Annotated in this window: 17 protein-coding genes; 1 reads left to right on the forward strand and 16 read right to left on the reverse strand. The window is 59.2% G+C overall.

Annotated elements, in window-relative coordinates:
- Nucleotides 1-47 precede the first annotated feature (47 nt).
- Nucleotides 48-1,301 carry a transcription termination factor Rho gene (gene rho / locus G463_RS0105005; protein ID WP_026974284.1) on the reverse strand — a complete coding sequence of 418 codons (1,254 nt, stop codon included), beginning with the start codon at nucleotides 1,299-1,301 and terminating at the stop codon, nucleotides 48-50.
- A gap of 182 nt (nucleotides 1,302-1,483) precedes the next feature.
- Nucleotides 1,484-2,455, reverse strand: coding sequence for a class II fructose-bisphosphatase (glpX, locus tag G463_RS0105010; protein WP_026974285.1), 972 nt, complete (start codon nucleotides 2,453-2,455; stop codon nucleotides 1,484-1,486).
- Between the two features lie 195 nt (nucleotides 2,456-2,650).
- Between glpX and G463_RS0105015 the strand changes: the two genes are divergently transcribed.
- Nucleotides 2,651-3,811: an aminotransferase A gene (locus tag G463_RS0105015; protein ID WP_026974286.1), complete on the forward strand. Its 1,161-nt coding sequence runs from the start codon at nucleotides 2,651-2,653 to the stop codon at nucleotides 3,809-3,811.
- Here the strand turns inward: G463_RS0105015 and G463_RS0105020 are convergent.
- The 14 genes from G463_RS0105020 to G463_RS0105085 form a co-directional block, all read right to left on the reverse strand.
- Nucleotides 3,798-4,952 carry an N-acetyldiaminopimelate deacetylase gene (locus tag G463_RS0105020; protein WP_026974287.1) on the reverse strand — a complete coding sequence of 385 codons (1,155 nt, stop codon included), beginning with the start codon at nucleotides 4,950-4,952 and terminating at the stop codon, nucleotides 3,798-3,800. The genes G463_RS0105015 and G463_RS0105020 overlap by 14 nt on opposite strands.
- Nucleotides 4,952-5,656 (reverse strand): 2,3,4,5-tetrahydropyridine-2,6-dicarboxylate N-acetyltransferase, encoded by a 705-nt coding sequence (gene dapD / locus G463_RS0105025; RefSeq protein ID WP_026974288.1) that lies wholly within the window; start codon nucleotides 5,654-5,656, stop codon nucleotides 4,952-4,954. The genes G463_RS0105020 and dapD overlap by 1 nt, the downstream gene beginning before the upstream one ends.
- 81 nt (nucleotides 5,657-5,737) lie before the next feature.
- A complete protein-coding gene (fsa, locus tag G463_RS0105030; RefSeq protein WP_026974289.1) occupies nucleotides 5,738-6,385 on the reverse strand; it encodes a fructose-6-phosphate aldolase in 648 nt (215 codons plus the stop codon).
- A 106-nt stretch (nucleotides 6,386-6,491) separates the two neighbouring features.
- Nucleotides 6,492-7,307: a 3-keto-5-aminohexanoate cleavage enzyme gene (gene kce, locus G463_RS0105035; RefSeq protein WP_026974290.1), complete on the reverse strand. Its 816-nt coding sequence runs from the start codon at nucleotides 7,305-7,307 to the stop codon at nucleotides 6,492-6,494.
- A 22-nt stretch (nucleotides 7,308-7,329) separates the two neighbouring features.
- Complete coding sequence (gene kal, locus G463_RS0105040; RefSeq protein WP_026974291.1) at nucleotides 7,330-7,737, reverse strand: 3-aminobutyryl-CoA ammonia lyase; 408 nt, start codon at nucleotides 7,735-7,737, stop codon at nucleotides 7,330-7,332.
- Between the two features lie 4 nt (nucleotides 7,738-7,741).
- Nucleotides 7,742-8,104, reverse strand: coding sequence for a response regulator (locus G463_RS0105045; RefSeq protein WP_026974292.1), 363 nt, complete (start codon nucleotides 8,102-8,104; stop codon nucleotides 7,742-7,744).
- A gap of 259 nt (nucleotides 8,105-8,363) precedes the next feature.
- On the reverse strand, nucleotides 8,364-9,971 hold the full coding sequence (locus G463_RS0105050) for a CTP synthase (protein WP_026974293.1): 1,608 nt from the start codon (nucleotides 9,969-9,971) through the stop codon (nucleotides 8,364-8,366).
- 207 nt (nucleotides 9,972-10,178) lie between these two features.
- Complete coding sequence (gene rpoE / locus G463_RS0105055) at nucleotides 10,179-10,727, reverse strand: DNA-directed RNA polymerase subunit delta (protein ID WP_026974294.1); 549 nt, start codon at nucleotides 10,725-10,727, stop codon at nucleotides 10,179-10,181.
- Between the two features lie 258 nt (nucleotides 10,728-10,985).
- On the reverse strand, nucleotides 10,986-11,957 hold the full coding sequence (gene meaB, locus G463_RS0105060; protein WP_026974295.1) for a methylmalonyl Co-A mutase-associated GTPase MeaB: 972 nt from the start codon (nucleotides 11,955-11,957) through the stop codon (nucleotides 10,986-10,988).
- A 51-nt stretch (nucleotides 11,958-12,008) separates the two neighbouring features.
- Complete coding sequence (locus G463_RS0105065) at nucleotides 12,009-13,154, reverse strand: acyl-CoA dehydrogenase (RefSeq protein WP_026974296.1); 1,146 nt, start codon at nucleotides 13,152-13,154, stop codon at nucleotides 12,009-12,011.
- Nucleotides 13,155-13,214: 60 nt separating this feature from the next.
- A complete protein-coding gene (locus G463_RS0105070) occupies nucleotides 13,215-14,366 on the reverse strand; it encodes an acyl-CoA dehydrogenase (protein WP_026974297.1) in 1,152 nt (383 codons plus the stop codon).
- 4 nt (nucleotides 14,367-14,370) lie between these two features.
- Nucleotides 14,371-15,153, reverse strand: coding sequence for an enoyl-CoA hydratase/isomerase family protein (locus tag G463_RS0105075; protein ID WP_051321949.1), 783 nt, complete (start codon nucleotides 15,151-15,153; stop codon nucleotides 14,371-14,373).
- Nucleotides 15,154-15,212: 59 nt separating this feature from the next.
- Nucleotides 15,213-16,070: a 3-hydroxybutyryl-CoA dehydrogenase gene (locus G463_RS0105080; RefSeq protein WP_026974299.1), complete on the reverse strand. Its 858-nt coding sequence runs from the start codon at nucleotides 16,068-16,070 to the stop codon at nucleotides 15,213-15,215.
- Nucleotides 16,071-16,085: 15 nt separating this feature from the next.
- Nucleotides 16,086-17,270: an acetyl-CoA C-acetyltransferase gene (locus tag G463_RS0105085; protein WP_026974300.1), complete on the reverse strand. Its 1,185-nt coding sequence runs from the start codon at nucleotides 17,268-17,270 to the stop codon at nucleotides 16,086-16,088.
- Nucleotides 17,271-17,369 lie beyond the last annotated feature (99 nt).

A 17,369-nucleotide genomic window follows, 5' to 3' on the forward strand; every position in this document is an offset into this window, starting at 1 on the left:
TTGCTTCACAGTGACATCCTTTCTTCACGCCGCAATGAACGGCGCTGTCAGGCCTTCTTCTCTTTTTGCAGTTCCAGCCCTTGCAGGAACTCTTCGTTCGTTTTGTAGTGCTTGAACTTGCGAATGAACAACTCGGTGAAATCTTGGTTGTCTCCCATCGACTTCCGGATGGCCCAGACCTTGTCCAGGACTTCCTTCGGCAGCAGCAGCTCCTCGCGCCGGGTCCCGGAGCGGCGAATATCCAACGCCGGAAACACCCGTTTTTCAGCCAGCCTGCGGTCCAGGTGCAACTCCAGATTGCCCGTTCCCTTGAACTCCTCGTAAATCACGTCGTCCATCCGCGATCCCGTGTCGACCAGGGCCGTGGCCAAAATGGTCAGGCTCCCGCCCTCTTCCACGTTGCGTGCCGCACCGAAGAAGCGCTTGGGGCGGTGGAACGCGGCGGGATCTATCCCACCAGACAAAGTCCTGCCGCTCGGCGGCACCACCAGGTTGTAAGCCCGAGCCAGACGCGTGATGCTATCCAACAGGATGACCACGTCCCGCTTGTGTTCAACAAGCCTGAGCGCCCGCTCCAACACGAGCTCTGCCACTTTGATATGGTTCTCCGGCACTTCATCGAACGTGGATGCAATCACCTCACCGCGCACCGAACGCTGCATGTCCGTCACTTCCTCAGGCCGTTCATCAATCAACAGCACGAGCAGCGTCGCATCCGGATAATTGGTGGCCACACTGTGCGCAATTTCTTTGAGCAACAGCGTTTTCCCCGCTTTCGGCGGCGCCACAATCAATCCGCGTTGGCCGAAGCCAACCGGCGCGAACAAGTCAATGATTCGTGTGGCTATGCGATCCGGTGTGGTTTGCAATTCCATTCGTTTCTGAGGAAACAGTGGTGTGAGGGCTGGGAAGTGAAGTCGTTCCGCAGCGAGGTTCGGACTGACACCGTTCACCGCTTCAACATGCAGGAGACCGAAATACCGCTCGTTTTCCTTCGGCGGTCTCACTTTCCCGGAGACCAAATCCCCCGTTCGCAGGTCGAACCTTCGTATCTGGGAAGCTGCGACGTATATGTCTTCAGCGCTTGGCAGGTACCCGACCGGTCTGAGAAACCCGTATCCGTCCTGCATAATTTCCAGCACGCCTTCTGCGAACATCAACCCGTCTTTCTCGGCTTGCGCTTTCAGAATCGCGAAGATAAGTTCTCGTTTCTTCATGTTCCCGTAGTACGGGATTTGGAACTCCTTCGCATACGCGTACAGTTCCGTCAACTTTTTCTGTTCCAGTTCATGAATGTCCAATAGGCGTCCCCCGATTCTCCTATCCGCGGCGAATCCATGATCGGCCGCAATCAGCCGTATGCATTATATCATGTTTACCCACGCAATCCTATCTTATGCTGTGAATCCCCTTTCACGCTGTGCAAGCGCACGAACCGGCGGTCGAATCCACCATTCGGCGCAGATTCGTCGCTCGAGAGGATTCAAATCTGCAGTCCGTTCAATTGCTTGCGGGACAGATCATGGGTGGCATCCACAAACCGCACCGTCCCCGTTTGCGCTCGCATGACCACGGAATGGGTGCGCGCTCGCGATTGGCCAATGAACCGCACGCCCCGCAGCAGTTCTCCGTCTGTCACGCCGGTTGCCGCAAAGATGGCATCATCGCCGCGCACGAGGTCTTCCATCGTCAAAACTCGACGGATATCGCCAATCCCCATGGCTTCACACCGCGCCCGCTGTTCGTCCGTTTCCGGCAAAAGCCGCCCCTGCAATTCGCCGCCCATGCATTTGAGCGCCGCTGCCGCCAGCACCCCTTCCGGCGCCCCGCCGATACCGAACAGGATATCCACGCCCGTTTCGGGAAACGCCGTATTCAACGCTGCCGCTACGTCCCCGTCCGTGATCAACTTGATTCGCGCGCCGGCGGCCCGCACCTGTTGAATGATGTGTTCATGACGCGGCCGATCCAGAATCACCGCAACCACGTCCGAGATATCCTTCTCCGCCGCTTCCGCAACCGCACGGAGATTTTCAGCCACCGACGCGTCGAGGTGCACTCTGCCTTTGGCCCGCGGCCCCACAGCGATTTTTTCCATGTACATGTCCGGCGCGTGCAGCAGAGTCCCTTCGGGCGCCACCGCGACAACCGCCATCGCGTTCCATTGTCCCTTCGCCAGAATGTTGGTGCCCTCCAGTGGATCCACCGCCACATCCAGCTTTGGGGCAACGCCGGTGCCCAGGCGCTCCCCGATGTACAGCATGGGCGCCTCGTCCATTTCCCCCTCGCCAATGACCACCGTGCCATCCATCTGAACGGTGTCGAACATCATCCGCATCGCGTTGGTGGCCGCGGCGTCGGCTTCGTTCTTTTGACCTCGTCCCATCCAACGCGCGCAATTCAGCGCTGCGACTTCCGTGACGCGCACAATTTCCAGGGCCAGTTCTCTATCCATCGCGACTCATCTCCTGCCCACCAGATTGCCCACTCACACAGCTCGCCAAGAGCCTGTTCGGCATCCGGTATAAAGTATATCATATTCGATGTATTGTGACATACTTTTGTTCCGGCAAACCGACACCTTCATTGTCTCCATGTGCATCCGTATAATGGAGGAAAGTAAAACCTTGAAGGAAAGCGGGTGCCGTCCCTGGAACACCTTCTCAACCCACGCGTCAAAAACATCGAAATCTCTGGAATCCGCCAATTCTCCAATCTGGTCTCTCAAGTGCCGGGCGCCATTTCGCTCACGCTCGGTCAGCCGGATTTTCCCACTCCGGAACATATCAAGGAGGCCGCCGTCCGCGCCATTGCCGACAATCGAACGGGATACACGGCGAACGCGGGATTGGAAGAACTGCGAAAAGCCGCCTGCAACTACGTGGCGAGCCGCTATGACCTGCATTATCAATCCAACGAAGTGATTGTGACCATCGGCGCCAGTGAGGCCATCGACATTGCCTTTCGATCCGTCCTCACCGAAGGCAGCGAAGTCATATTACCCGGCCCCGTGTATCCCGGCTATGAGCCGGCGGCGAGGCTGTGCGGCGCAAAAGTGCTGTTTGCCGACACCACGAAGACAGGATTCCGGTTGACGGCCAACGTGTTGAAACATTACCTGAGCCCGAAAACGCGCTGTGTCGTGTTGCCGTATCCGTCCAATCCGACCGGCGCGGTGCTGTCCGAATCGGAGTTGGCGGAATTGGCGGACCTCCTCAGCGGACTTGATGTCCTCGTCATCTCCGACGAAATATACAGCGAGCTGACCTTTACCGAACGACATCACTCCATCGCTGCGCAACCCGGCATGCGGGAACGGACGGTGGTCATCAACGGATTGTCCAAGTCGCACGCCATGACCGGATGGCGGATTGGACTGCTGTTTGCGCCAGAGCCGCTGGCGCGGCACATGCTGAAGGTGCATCAGTACAACGTGTCCTGTGCATCCTCCATTTCGCAGCATGCGGCCATCGCCGCGCTCACGGAAGGACAGGACGACGCACTCCCGATGCGCGAGGAGTATCGCTGGCGAAGAGACTACGCCGTGGACCGGTTGCGGCAGATGGGCTTGCCGGTGGAACCGCCGGAAGGTGCTTTTTATGTGTTCCCGTCCGTCAGGGAATTCGGCATGAGCAGCTGGACGTTTGCGGAGCGGCTGCTGCGGGAGCACGGTGTGGCCGTGGTGCCAGGCAGCGCGTTTTCGCGCTTGGGTGAGGGATATGTGCGCATCTCCTACGCCTGCGGCCGCAGCCAATTGGCGGCCGGGCTGGACCGCCTGGAAGCCTTCGTGAATTCGCTCAGGCGATCCTAATCCCGTGCAGGCGCTTGGACTTCCACGCCAGGTACCGGGTGACCACTCGCACGGCCACGGCCAGCGCGCCCTCATCCGGCGCCATCTTGGCGTGGTGCAGTCCATACGGGGTATTCACTCCCAGCCAAAACATAAAACCAGGGATGTGTTCGAGAAAGTAACCAAAATCCTCGCCGGTCATGGCTTCGCGGCACTCCACCAGATCCGCGCTGCCATCCGACGCAAGCCAATCCATGAACTCCCGGGTCAAGTCGGGATGATTGTCCACCTGCCGATAAGCGCATCCCCAGTCGATGGACGCCTGACACTGAAATCCGGTTTCAATGCCCCGGACCAGCGAGGTGATGCGAGCTTTGATATCGGCCATGGCGATCGGGGACAGCGTGCGGATGGTGCCTTCCAATCGAGCCGTCTCGGCGATGATGTTCTGCTTGGTGCCGCTACTGATTTTTCCCACCGTGACCACCGCTGCATCCAGCGGATTCACGTTGCGCGAGACGATGGACTGCAGCTGCGTCACGAGGTGCGCGGCGGCCACCACCATATCGTTGGCCGCGTGCGGGAATGCGGCATGGCCGCCTTTACCCACGAGATCAATGAACAGTTCCGACGTGTTGGCGAACAGAATTCCGGGCCGCGTCGCGATGGTCCCGACCGGATATTCGGGGGCCACGTGCAGCGCAACGATGAAATCGGGCCGCCAATGCTGAAACTCGTCGGATTGCAACATGGGCAAGGCGCCGCCCGGCCCTTCCTCCGCCGGTTGAAAGACCATCACCACATCGTCGGGAATCGGTTCCCGCACCAGCGCCTCCAATACGCCGAGCGCCACCGCCATGTGCATGTCGTGCCCGCAGGCGTGCATGAAGTTCGGATGTTCCGACGCGAACGGCAGTCCGGTCTGTTCTGCCATCGGCAAACCGTCCATGTCCGTGCGATACGCGAACGTCCACCGCGGTTGTGTACCTCGCACGCGGACCAGAATGCCCGTCCGCCAGGTGCGGATCTCCAGACGATCCTGCGGCAGCGCCTGAATATACGACAGCAGCGTTTGCTGGGTCTTGAACTCCGCAAACCCCGGTTCTGGAATGCGATGGAGCGCACGGCGGATTTGCACCAGATCCAACATGGTTCGATCCATCATAGTTGCCGCAGCTCTTGTTTGATCTCTATCTTGGATTGCGTCTTTTCGTCAATCTGTTTGATGATCCGCGCAGGAACACCGGCCACCACCACATGCGGCGGAACATCCTCAATGACCACGGCGCCAGCGGCCACCACGCTGCCTCGTCCGACCGTCACGCCTTCCAGAATCACCGCGTTGGCACCCACCAGGACGTCGTCCTCAATCACTACCGGTTTGGCGGAAGGCGGTTCAATGACCCCTGCAATCACGGCGCCTGCGCCGATGTGACAATTCTTTCCGATGGTGCCGCGTCCGCCGATGACCGCGTTCATGTCAATCATGGTTCCTTCGCCAATCACCGCACCAATGTTGATGACCGCGCCCATCATGATGACCGCTTGATTGCCAATCGTCACCTGGTCGCGAATGATGGCACCGGGTTCAATGCGGGCATGGACGTTCTTCGTATCGAGCAGCGGAATCGCCGAATTCCGGCGGTCGCTCTCCACCACCATGTCCTCAATCAGCGCCCGGTGCGCCGTCAGGACCGGCTCCAGGTCCTTCCACTCTCCGAATGCCACGCCGGCGTCCCCGGAGAAAAACGTATGTACGGTCTCCGGAAAGGGGATATCCTGAAGGCGTCCTTTCAGGTGCACCTTCACCGGAGTCTTCTTTTCACTGGTGCGAATGAATTCAATCAATTGATTGGCGTCCATCATGTGTTCGTCCTCTCCCCACCTGCGAAAAATGGACGTCAGGCCGCCAGCAACGGCCCAACGTCAGCATCACGCCGGTTCGAATTACTTTTTCGCCACCGTGCTCCAGTCCGCCAAAAACCGTTCAATGCCCTGATCGGTCAGCGGATGTTTGATCATTCTGTCCAACACGTTGTACGGGCAGGTCGCAATGTGCGCACCAGCTTTCGCAGCCTGGGTCACATGCATGGGATGACGAATGGAAGCAGCGATGATCTCCGTATCAATGCCATGGATATCAAAAATGGTCGCAATATCCTGAATGAGTTCCACGCCGTCGTAGCTGATGTCATCCAGCCGTCCAATGAACGGACTGACAAACGTTGCGCCAGCGCGGGCTGCCAACAACGCTTGATTGGCGCTGAACACGAGGGTGACGTTCGTCTTGATGCCCTCTTTGGCGAAACGATGCACCGCCTTCAGGCCTTCGGCGGTCAGCGGCACTTTGATGACGATGTTCTTATGCAACTCCGCCAGCGGCAGCCCTTCTTTCACCATGCTGTCCGCATCCAGGCTCACCACTTCGGCGCTGATGGGACCATCCACCAGGGTCGTAATTTCTTTGAGCACCTCGATGAAGTCCCGTCCCTCTTTCGCGACCAACGACGGATTGGTCGTCACGCCGCTCAAGATTCCCATTTCCGCAGCGTTGCGAATTTCCGCCGTATTCGCGGTATCGATAAACAGTTTCATCCGTCTCCACTCCTTTTGCTTTACGTCAGGTCGACATGTCCAGTGTGCAACGCGGGCACACCCCTTATGATAGCATTCCCGGACACCGGCCAAAAAGCAAAAGGCATCATCGCGGTATGCCGAGCATTTTCCGGGCCTCATCCGGCGTCGCCAGCGGCCGGTCCAGCTCCTTGGCAATTCTCGCCACGCGGGCGACCAACTGGGCGTTGCTCTCGGCGAGTTCCCCTTTGCGGTAGTAAATGTTGTCCTCAAATCCAACCCGAACATGACCGCCGAGCACCACCGCAAGTGCGGCCAACGGCAGCTGATGCCGGCCAATGCCCGCCACCGACCACGTCGTCCCCGCGGGCAACTGATCTATCAAATGCATGAGGTTGCGCGGGGAAGCCGGAAGCGCGCCGGGAACGCCCAATACAAAATCAAAATGGTACGGCGGTTCGACCAGTCCTTTCCTCGCCAGCGCCATGGCGTTCTCCACCATGCCCACGTCAAAGATTTCAAATTCCGGACGCACACCGTACTGTTGAAACAACCGCGCAAACCGCTCCAATTCCGTCGGAGTGTTCAGAAATACATCATTCCCAAAATTGACCGATCCGCACGTGAGCGTAGCCATCTCCGGCCGCAGGGCGATGGGCTGCAGGCGTTCTTCCACCGTCATCCCGACCGCGCCGCCCGTCGACACCTGAATGATGATGTCGCAACGTTTCCGAATCTCCGCCATGGCTGCCGCAAATCGCTCCGCGTCCTGCGTGGGACGGCCGTCCGCAGTTCGCACATGCAGGTGACAAATACTCGCCCCCTGCTCCCAACACGCGTAGGCGGCCTCCCCAATTTCCTCGGGTGTGATGGGGAGGTTGGGTTGTTGCTCGCGCGTGATTTCCGCGCCAACGATGGCCGCTGTCACAATCAACTTATCCACGCGAATCCTCTCTTTCCCATCGTCAAATGGTCCGCTGACGATCCAGAGGGACCACACAGGTCCCCGTCGCGTAAGTGACCAACCGCGGCGGATTCAGCACGCGGGCCGCCGAAGGCACGTCCGGCTGAATGTTCGCTTCAATGACCTTGTGCGCGGTGAACTCCATCTTTCGCGAGGTTCTGCCCACATGCGTGATGCGGCCGCGCACTTCTATATAATCTCCGGCATACACCGGCGCCTTGAACTCCACGCAATCGTACGCCACAAACAGGCCCTCGTCTCCATCGTGCTGAATCAGCAACTCGGTGGCGGCATCGCCAAACAGCGCCAGCATTCTCGCGCCGTCCACCAGGCGCCCGCCGTAATGTGCATCGTGTTCACTCATGCGCAGCCGCAGCACGGATTCCCAAACAACACCGGATTCCGCCATGCGTTCACCCCGCCAGCTGAGCGTTGACCGCTTCCCGCAATTCATCAATATCAAACGGTTTCGTAAAGTGTGCCAAAGCCCCCATCTCCATCGCTTCCTGAATCAGATCCAGCTCTCCGTACGCCGTCATCATGATAACCTTGGTGCACACCTTCATTTTTCGAATGTTTCGTAAAATTTCCAGGCCGTCCATACCGGGAATTTTCATGTCGAGCAAAATCAAATCCGGCGCTTCCGCTCGAACCAATTCCAGGGCCTTTGGGCCATTCGGCGCTTCGAGGACCGTATATCCCTCGTGGTGCAGCACTTCTTGAAGCAACACGCGAATTCCAAACTGGTCGTCTACAATGAGAATTTTTTTAGACACGTCACTGCCTCCCTTTCGGCAACCGTGGTCACGCCATCGAGCGGATGGCGCACAGGCTCTGTGCCTTTCGTCATTCGGGCCTTCCTCTCGTCCGCCAAACGTTCCCTGCATTTTAAGAATTTCGCCAGAATCACGGAAATTCCTTCCCTTTTCCGACTCCTGTATATAGACAGTATTTTTATCCAACAAAAGAGGCGGCCGTGAAGGCCGCCTTCAAGCATGCAGTCTTGTATCATCCATCGGACGCGTCACAACAGCTTCACCGCCGCTGCGTTTGATGGCCAAGCGCCGCACGGACAAACTCGCGGAACAAGGGCTGCGCCCGATTCGGTCGCGAGGTGAACTCTGGGTGGAACTGGACGCCGACAAACCAGGGGTGGTTTGGGATTTCCACAATTTCCACGAGCCGCCCATCCGGCGATGTCCCCGAAATGCGCAATCCACTTTCCTCCAGCGTCTGGCGGTAGGCGTTGTTGAATTCGTAACGATGGCGGTGCCGTTCGGTGACCCAGGTGCTCCCGTACGCCTGACCAGCGAAGGAGTCCGGCTGCAGGCGGCAGGCGTATCCCCCAAGGCGCATGGTTCCGCCCTTGTCCTCCACCTCTTTCTGTTCCGGCAACAGGTCAATCACTGGATGTGGCGTATCCGGTGCGATTTCGCTGCTGTGCGCACCAGCCAGGCCGGCCACGTTTCGGGCGAATTCAATCACCGCAATCTGCATGCCCAGGCAGATGCCGAAATACGGTACTCCATGCTCACGCGCGTACTTCGCCGCATAAATCTTTCCGTCAATGCCTCTATCGCCGAACCCGCCCGGCACCAGAATGCCGTCCACGTCCCGCAACAGCTCCGCCACGTTTTCCGGCGTGACATCTTCCGATTGAATCCATTCAATCTCGACATTGGCATTGTTCTCATATCCGCCGTGATACAAGGCCGCAGACACACTGGCATAGGCATCGGGCAACGCCACATACTTGCCGACCACGGCAATCCGGACCTGTCTGTCCAGGTTGCGAACCCGCTCCACCATTTTTGTCCATTCGGTCAGATCCGGTTCCGGTGCGGTCATATGGAGGTGCTTCAGGACAATATCGTCAAATCCTTCACTGCGCAAATACAGAGGAACCTCATACAGCAGGTCGGCATCGCGGTTTTCAATCACCGAATCCACGTCCGTATCGCAGAACTGCGCAATCTTCTTTTTCACTTCGTCAGTCAAAGGGACTTCGGTACGGCAGACGATGATATGCGGACTGATACCAATACTGCGCAGCTCCGCCACGCTGTGCTGCGTGGGTTTGGTCTTGACTTCGCCGCTCATGGATAAGTAGGGAATCAACGTGACATGAATGTAGCAGACGTTCTCGCGCCCAACTTCGCTCTTCATCTCACGAATCGCCTCGAGGAACGGCAGACTCTCGATGTCTCCGACCGTCCCGCCAATCTCCGTGATGACAATGTCAGTCTCCGGCGTGGCCGCGCGCAGAATCCGCTCCCTGATTTCGTGAGTCACGTGAGGGATGACCTGAACGGTGCCGCCGAGATAGTCACCGCGCCGTTCCTTCGTAATGACGGACCAGTAGATCTTCCCGCTGGTCACATTGTTCGCGGAGGTCAGATTGATGTCGATGAACCGCTCGTAGTGTCCGAGGTCCAGGTCTGTCTCGGCACCATCTTCGGTGACAAACACTTCCCCGTGCTGAAGTGGGCTCATGGTCCCTGGGTCAATGTTGATGTACGGATCGAATTTTTGAATGGTCACATTCAATCCTCGGTTTTTGAGCAATCTCCCCAGGGACGCGGCCGTAATCCCCTTTCCTAACCCGGAGACGACGCCGCCTGTGACAAAAATGAACTTGGCCATCTTGGCTTCCCCCTTGTGTCTATCAGAAAACACCACACACGTGCTCGCGCGATACACAGATGCCGCAAAGCGGCCAAAACCCGTTGTCACTTCACACAAAACAGCGTTCTGGTCACAGGTGACCAGAACGCACGTCGCTATTGCGCGCCTTCCGGCGCGATTCCCGCAAAAGGAACCATCATGTGGGAGAGGTGAAGGATGCCTGACTCAGTCTTCGTCGTCCTCATCATCCACATCGTCTTCCACCAGTTCTCCCAGTTCGTCGTCCGCTTCATCCTCATCGACGTAGTCCGCATCTTCGCTTTCCACATCTTCCTCGTCGTCCGTATCAAACGGCTCGGCATCGGCGTCGGCGAGATCCAGTTCACCCACGTCCTCGAGATCGTCGCTCTCCAACTCTTCTTCGTAGTCATCGAGCAGATCCTCATCGTCGTCGCTGAACGCGTCGCCGCTGGCGCGAACAAACTTCTTGCCGCCCGGCGCCTTATCGGACGTTTTGTCAACCGGATACCAACGCTTCAGGCCCCAGACGTTTTGGCCAATGCAGACGAAGCGGCCATCAATGTTGATCTCCGTATACAACCGCGCAATCACTTCCATGACTTCCTCGTCGGTCATTCCGCGCAGTTGCTGAATTTCCGCCATCAAATCCCGGAAATAATAAGGTTCTTTTTTCGCCTTCAAAATTTCGCATGCCAACTCCACGAGCGGCATTTCGCGAATTTCTTCCGGCGTCTTCGCAATGGCTGCCGTCATCCGTGACCCTCCTTCACTGGGGTTTTGCCCAAAAGGACCACAGAACCCTCCCAATCCGGGCTCAACCGGACCACGGTGCGGCGGTATTCACCTCCGCTCCGACTTCCGATGTCCCGGCTCGCCTGAACAAGCTGTGACCCTTTCGGCACGCACTGACTGCTTCATCTCCGCGATTTCCCAAGTATCGACACACAATACTCCATTTATTCCCGTACTTGTCGCGGCTGCAGTTCACTATGGACGCCACAAATAAGAGAATTATAGCACACTGTCATTGCCGCTTCGCAAGCGAATCCATGGTAAATCTTCAAGGATTTTTTCGGCGGTTTGGTACGGATTGTCCGCCAAATTGTCGAGCAGCGCGCGCCGCCAATCGGCATCCTGCTCCGCGCGCTCGGACAGATATCGGGCAAAAGCCGCTTCCACCAACCGCAGGGCCTCCTCGCGGTGACGCTGCCGACGGCGGGCCAACAGATGGCCGCCTTCCTCCATATGCCGGTGGTGCTGCTCCACCGCCAGCCACAGATCCGCGATGCCGTCGCCGTGCACCGCATTGGTGCGGATGATGGGATTTTTCCAATCTTCCCGAAAGCTGCGCTTATCGTGCAGCATCAATTGCAACTCGCGAACCAACGCGTCCGCTCCGGGCAATTCAGATTTGTTGACGACGAACACATCGGCAATCTCCATAATCCCCGCCTTCGCCGTCTGGATAGCATCGCCCGCACCCGGTGTCAGCACCAGCACCACGGTGTCGGCGACTGTCATCACATCGAGCTCCGACTGCCCCACCCCGACGGTTTCGAGCAGAATCACATCGCACCCGTACGCCTCCAGCGCGTACAGCATATCCCTCGTGGCCTGCCCGAGCCCGCCAAGGCTGCCGCGGCTGCCCACACTGCGTATGTAGACGCCGGCGTCGGTGCTGTGGCGCAGCATCCGCACCCTGTCACCCAACAGGGCGCCGCCGGTGAAGGGGCTGGACGGATCCACCGCCACAACCCCGACCGACAGCCCCTTGCTGCGGACGAGGGCAATCACCTGGTCAACGAGCGTACTCTTGCCCGCCCCAGGCGATCCGGTCATGCCCACCACCATGGCCCGCCCGGAATATGGGTAGAACCCTTCCAGCAACGCCCGGCGCTCGGCTTCATCATTTTCAATCAAGGTCAGCGCCCGTGCCAACGCACGCTTGTCACCCGTTATCACACGATGGACCAACGGATGCAAAGCACCACCTCCTCGACGCTTGCTTCGCACCGCGGGCCGAAGGCTCCGCGTTCACTGCTCCGCAAGAATGCTGCGCGCGATGACCAACCGTTGGATTTCGTTGGTCCCCTCGTAAATCTGCGTAATCTTCGCGTCGCGCATGTAGCGTTCCACCGGATATTCGCGGATAAAACCGTAGCCGCCAAAAATCTGGACAGCCTCGGTCGTCACCTCCATCGCGGTGTCGGACGCGAACACTTTGCTCATGGCCGACGCCTTGCCGTAGGGCAAACCCTGCGATTCCAACCATGCGGCCTGGTACGTGAGCAGTCGCGCCGCCTCAATCTTGGTGGCCATATCCGCCAGTTTGAACTGAATGGCCTGCAGGTCCGCAATTGACTTCCCAAATTGCTTCCGCTCCCGGGCGTAGTTACGGGCCAATTCATACGCCCCCTGCGCAATCCCGAGCGCCTGCGCGGCAATGCCATTGCGCCCGCCGTCGAGGGTCATCATCGCAATCTTGAAGCCGAACCCCTCTTCTCCCAGACGATTTTCCACAGGAACCCTGCAGTTGTCAAAAATCAGTTCCACCGTGGTCGACGCGCGAATGCCCATTTTCTTTTCCTTTTTCCCAAAAGAAAATCCGGGGGTTCCCTTTTCGACGATGAACGCGGTGATGCCTCGCGAACGTTTCTCCGGATCTGTCAGCGCAAACACCACGTACACCTCCGCCGGGCCGCCGTTGGTGATGAACACCTTGCTGCCGTTCAACACGTAGTGGTCTCCGTCGCGCACGGCGGTGGTGCGCATGCCGGCTGCGTCCGATCCGCTCCCGGGCTCGGTCAACCCATACGCGCCCAGCCACCGTCCTTCGGCCATCGGACGCAGGTATTTCTGCTTCTGTTCCTCCGTTCCGAACTTGTAAATCGGCCAACCGGCCAGACTGGTGTGCGCGGACAGCGTCACGCCGGTGGACGCGCAGACCCGCGACAGTTCCTCGACGGCAATCACGTAGCCGAGATAGTCCATCCCCGCCCCGCCGTACTCCTCCGGCCAGGGAATCCCGGTCAGCCCCAATTCACCCATCTTGTCAAACAGCGAGCGGTCAAACTGCTCCGCCTCGTCCCGCTCCGCAGCGCCCGGCGCCACTTCCTTCTCCGCGAATTCCCGAACCAGTGCCCGCAGTTGTTCATGTTCCTTGTCCAGCTGAAAGCGCATCGGTCTCCCCTCCAGGTTCCATCCGGTGTATTTGCATCCCGCCACTCGCCGCAAAACGGTTCAGCGCGCGCCATCCACGGGCAGGTGCCGAGCAATGACAATTCGTTGAATCTGATTTGTTCCTTCGTAAATCTGTGTGACTTTGGCATCTCTCATATAGCGTTCAACAGGAAATTCTCTGGTATATCCGTACCCCCCGAACAGTTGCACCGCATCGGTCGTCACCTGCATCGCGGTGTCGGTGGCAAACATTTTGGCCATCGCCGCCTCCCGGGTGCATGGCTTCCCGTCCTGACGAAGCTGCGCCGCGTGATACACCAGCCATTTCGCCGCTTCAATTTTGGTGGCCATATCGGCCAACATGAACTGAACTCCCTGGAACTGAAAAATTTCCTGTCCGAATTGCTTTCGCTGACGGACATACCGGTTCGCCGCATCAAACGCCGCGCGGGCAATGCCGAGTCCCTGCGCGGCAATGCCAATCCGCCCAGCATCCAAGAGACGCATGGCGATGGAGAACCCTTCGTTCTCCTGGCCGAGCCGATTCTCCACCGGAACTCGGCAATCTTCAAACAACAGTTCGGCGGTGGCGGATCCGTTGAGACCCATCTTGCGCTCCTTCTTGCCCACGCGAAACCCGGGCGTGTCCCGCTCCACCAGGAAGGCGGTGATGCCGCGGTTCCCCCGCTTCCGGTCGGTCACCGCGAAGACGCAGTACAGATCCGCTTCGCCTCCGTTGGTGATGAATATCTTGCTGCCATTGAGGACGTAATGATCTCCGTCGCGCACTGCCTGTGTGCGAATGGAGGACGCGTCCGATCCGGCGTTCGGCTCGGTCAGCGCAAACGCGCCAATCCACTCCCCGGCGGCGAGCTTCGGAACGTATTTCCGCTTTTGCTCTTCAGTTCCGAAATAGACGATGGGAAACGTGCCCACGGACGTGTGGACGGCGAGAATGACGCCCACCGTCGCCGATGCGTACGAAATCTCCTCAATCACGGTGATGTACGCGAGGAAGTCGGCACCGACTCCCCCGTACGGTTCCGGAATGGGGAGCCCCATCAATCCCAATTCACCCATTTGGCGCAGAATGTCGCGCGGAAACTCATCCTTTTCATCAATGTCGGCCGCCCGCGGCGCAATGACGTCCCGGGCAAAGGTGCGCACCATGTTCCGAATATCCGCCTGTTCCCGGGTGAGTTCAAATTGCATGGACCTACTTCCCTTCGAAGGTGGTTTTCGTCTTCTCCAAGAACGCACGCATGCCGCGCTTCTGATCTTCGGTTGCAAACGCGTTGGCAAACAGAGACGCTTCCAACGCCAGGCCCCGCTCGAGATCGGTTTCCGCGCCGTCATACACCGCCTGCTTCACCCAGGCCAACGCCAGCGGTGCCAGCGCCGCCAGCTGTTCCGCCAGTCTTCTGCCCGCCTCCAGCAGGTCGTCCGTCGGAACCACCTCGTTCACCAATCCAATCCGGTAGGCTTCCGCTGCGTCAATCATGCCGCCACCCAGCAGCAGTTTCAGCGCGTTGCCCTGTCCCACAATCCGCGGGAGCCTCTGGCTTCCACCAAAGCCGGGAATGACACCGAGCGTCACCTCCGGCTGACCAAACCGCGTCCCCTCCGCCGCGATGCGCAGGTCACAGGCCATGGCCAGCTCCATGCCACCGCCGAGCGCGAACCCCTGTATCAGCGCAATCGTCGGCACCGGCAGGCGCTCCAACTTGTTCAGCACAGCTTGGCCCCGCCGCGCGAATTCCAATGCGATCACCGAGTCCAACCCGGCCATTTCGGCGATGTCCGCGCCCGCCGCAAAGGCGCGTCCCTCTCCCCGCAGCAGCACGACCCGCACGCGCTTCTCCTGCAGAATGTCATCCAGCACCGCGTTCAGTTGTTCAATGACCGCCTGATTCAACGCGTTCAACTGTTTCGGGCGGTTCAGTGTGATTGTGGCAAACGCGCCGTCCACATTCAGTTCAACCAGCTTCTCTTCCCCCACCGCAGTCACCTCGTTCCGTGGAATCACAACCTGTCGCGCGGATGTTCCCCTGGCAGCCATCATGAATAGACGTAGAAACCGCGCCCCGTCTTGCGGCCGAGCCAACCCGCCTTCACGTATTTGCGCAACAGAGGGCAGGGCCGATACTTGGAATCCCGAAACCCTTCATACAGCACTTCCATGATGGCCAGGCAGGTGTCCAGCCCAATGAAATCCGCCAACGTGAGCGGGCCCATCGGATGGTTCATGCCCAACTTCATCACTTCGTCAATCGCTTCCGGCGTGGCAACTCCTTCATACACACAGTAAATGGCCTCATTGATCATCGGCAGCAGAATGCGGTTGGAAACGAATCCCGGGAAGTCATTCACCTCCACCGCCGTCTTGCCCATGCGCTCGGCCAAGGCGCGAACGGTCTCGTACACTTCGTCACTGGTGGCCAGACCCCGAATCACCTCGACGAGCTTCATCACAGGCACCGGATTCATGAAGTGCATGCCAATCACCTGTTCCGGCCGCTTTGTCACCGCCGCGATTTCCGTGATGGGCAAAGAGGAGGTGTTGGTGGCGAGAATCGCCCGTTCCGGCAGCAGGTCGTCGAGTTGCCGGAAGATATTCGTTTTAATCTCCATGTTTTCCGTTGCCGCCTCCACTGCCATATCGCAGTCCGCACCGTCCTGCAGGGAGGTGGATAGGCGGATGCGGGACAGCACCGCGTTCATGTCCTCGGTCGACAGCTTTCCCTTCTCGACGCTGCGTGCCAAATTCTTTTGGATATTGGCGAGGCCTCGTTCCGCAAACTCGGCGTTCACATCATTCAGCACCACTTGCAGACCGGCCGCTGCCGCAACCTGTGCGATGCCATTTCCCATTTGCCCCGCGCCCACCACGAGCAACTTTTCAACCGATGGTACCAACCTTCCCCACCCTCTCTACGGTTTTGGAACTTCCACCAGAATCGCGTCCCCCTGCGCTGCGCCGCTGCATATCGCCGCAATGCCCAATCCGCCGCCGCGACGCCGCAGGGCATGCACGAGGTGGGCCAAAATTCGCGCGCCGCTCGCCCCGATGGGGTGCCCCAACGCGATGGCGCCTCCGTCCACATTGACTTTGTTCTCATCCCAGCCTACCATTTTTCCACTGGTCAGTGTGACGGCGGCGAACGCTTCGTTGATTTCGAACAGATCGATGTCTTTCAGTTTGTAGCCGGTTTTCTTGAGCAGTTTTTGCACAGCCAGCGCCGGCGTTGTCGCGATGTACGCCGCCTCCGCCGCCACCTCCGCGTAGCCCAGAATGTACGCGAGCGGCTCCCGCTGTGTCTGTGCTGCATACGTCTCCGACATGACCACGAGCGCCCCGGCCCCGTCGTTGACGCCGGGGGCATTGCCGGCGGTGACGGTGCCGTCGGACGTGAAGACAGGCGGCAATGCGGCCAGTTGTTCAAGCGACGTGTCGGGGCGCGGCGCCTCATCCTGGCTGACCACCCGCGTCTGCTTCCGGTCGGTCACGGTAACCGGTACGATTTCGTCGGCGAATCCTCCCGATTCCCGAGCCGCCACAGCCCTCTGGTGGCTGCGCAGCGCCCAGGCGTCCTGCGCTTCGCGCGTGATCCCGTACTCGGCCGCCACTCGGCTGCCGAGCACAGCCATGTGGACGTCGTGAAACGCGCACCACAATCCATCGTGAATCATCAGATCCAACATCGGGCCGTGTCCCATACGCAATCCCGACCTCGCTCCGGGCAGCGCGTACGGCGCGTTGGACATGCTCTCCATGCCCCCCGCGACGGCCACCTGGATGTCACCGGCGCGTATGAGCGCGTCGGCCAGCGTGACAGCCCGCAATCCGGATGCGCACACCTTGTTCACCGTCACACTCGGCGTCTCCCACGGCAATCCAGCCAGTCGGGCCGCCTGGCGCGCCGGGATTTGCCCAGCGCCACCCTGCAACACCATCCCCATCAATACCTGGTCCACTTCCTCCGGACGGACGTTCGCCCGCTCCAATGCCGCGCGAATCGCCGACGCGCCCAGATCCACGGCGCGTTGGCTGGCCAACGCGCCCTGAAACCGGCCAAACGGCGTCCGCGCCGCACTGACAATCACGCTTCTGCTCACCGGATTCGCCTCCCAACCCCAATTGCAATCGCTTTCAATCACGCTGAACATCGCCTTTCAGAGCCTCATCCACACAGCGGCGACCGCGTCTGGCACTTC

The organism is Alicyclobacillus contaminans DSM 17975 (assembly GCF_000429525.1).
Classification (GTDB): domain Bacteria; phylum Bacillota; class Bacilli; order Alicyclobacillales; family Alicyclobacillaceae; genus Alicyclobacillus_A; species Alicyclobacillus_A contaminans.

Excerpts from the sequence above, each read along its gene's own strand:
- glpX (WP_026974285.1), bottom strand. The coding sequence starts at position 2,455 with ATGGATAGAGAACTGGCCCTGGAAATTGTGCGCGTCACGGAAGTCGCA.
- G463_RS0105020 (WP_026974287.1), bottom strand. The coding sequence starts at position 4,952 with ATGGATCGAACCATGTTGGATCTGGTGCAAATCCGCCGTGCGCTCCAT.
- dapD (WP_026974288.1), bottom strand. The coding sequence starts at position 5,656 with ATGATGGACGCCAATCAATTGATTGAATTCATTCGCACCAGTGAAAAG.
- fsa (WP_026974289.1), bottom strand. The coding sequence starts at position 6,385 with ATGAAACTGTTTATCGATACCGCGAATACGGCGGAAATTCGCAACGCT.
- kal (WP_026974291.1), bottom strand. The coding sequence starts at position 7,737 with ATGGCGGAATCCGGTGTTGTTTGGGAATCCGTGCTGCGGCTGCGCATG.
- G463_RS0105050 (WP_026974293.1), bottom strand. The coding sequence starts at position 9,971 with ATGGCCAAGTTCATTTTTGTCACAGGCGGCGTCGTCTCCGGGTTAGGA.
- rpoE (WP_026974294.1), bottom strand. The coding sequence starts at position 10,727 with ATGACGGCAGCCATTGCGAAGACGCCGGAAGAAATTCGCGAAATGCCG.
- G463_RS0105065 (WP_026974296.1), bottom strand. The coding sequence starts at position 13,154 with ATGCGCTTTCAGCTGGACAAGGAACATGAACAACTGCGGGCACTGGTT.
- G463_RS0105070 (WP_026974297.1), bottom strand. The coding sequence starts at position 14,366 with ATGCAATTTGAACTCACCCGGGAACAGGCGGATATTCGGAACATGGTG.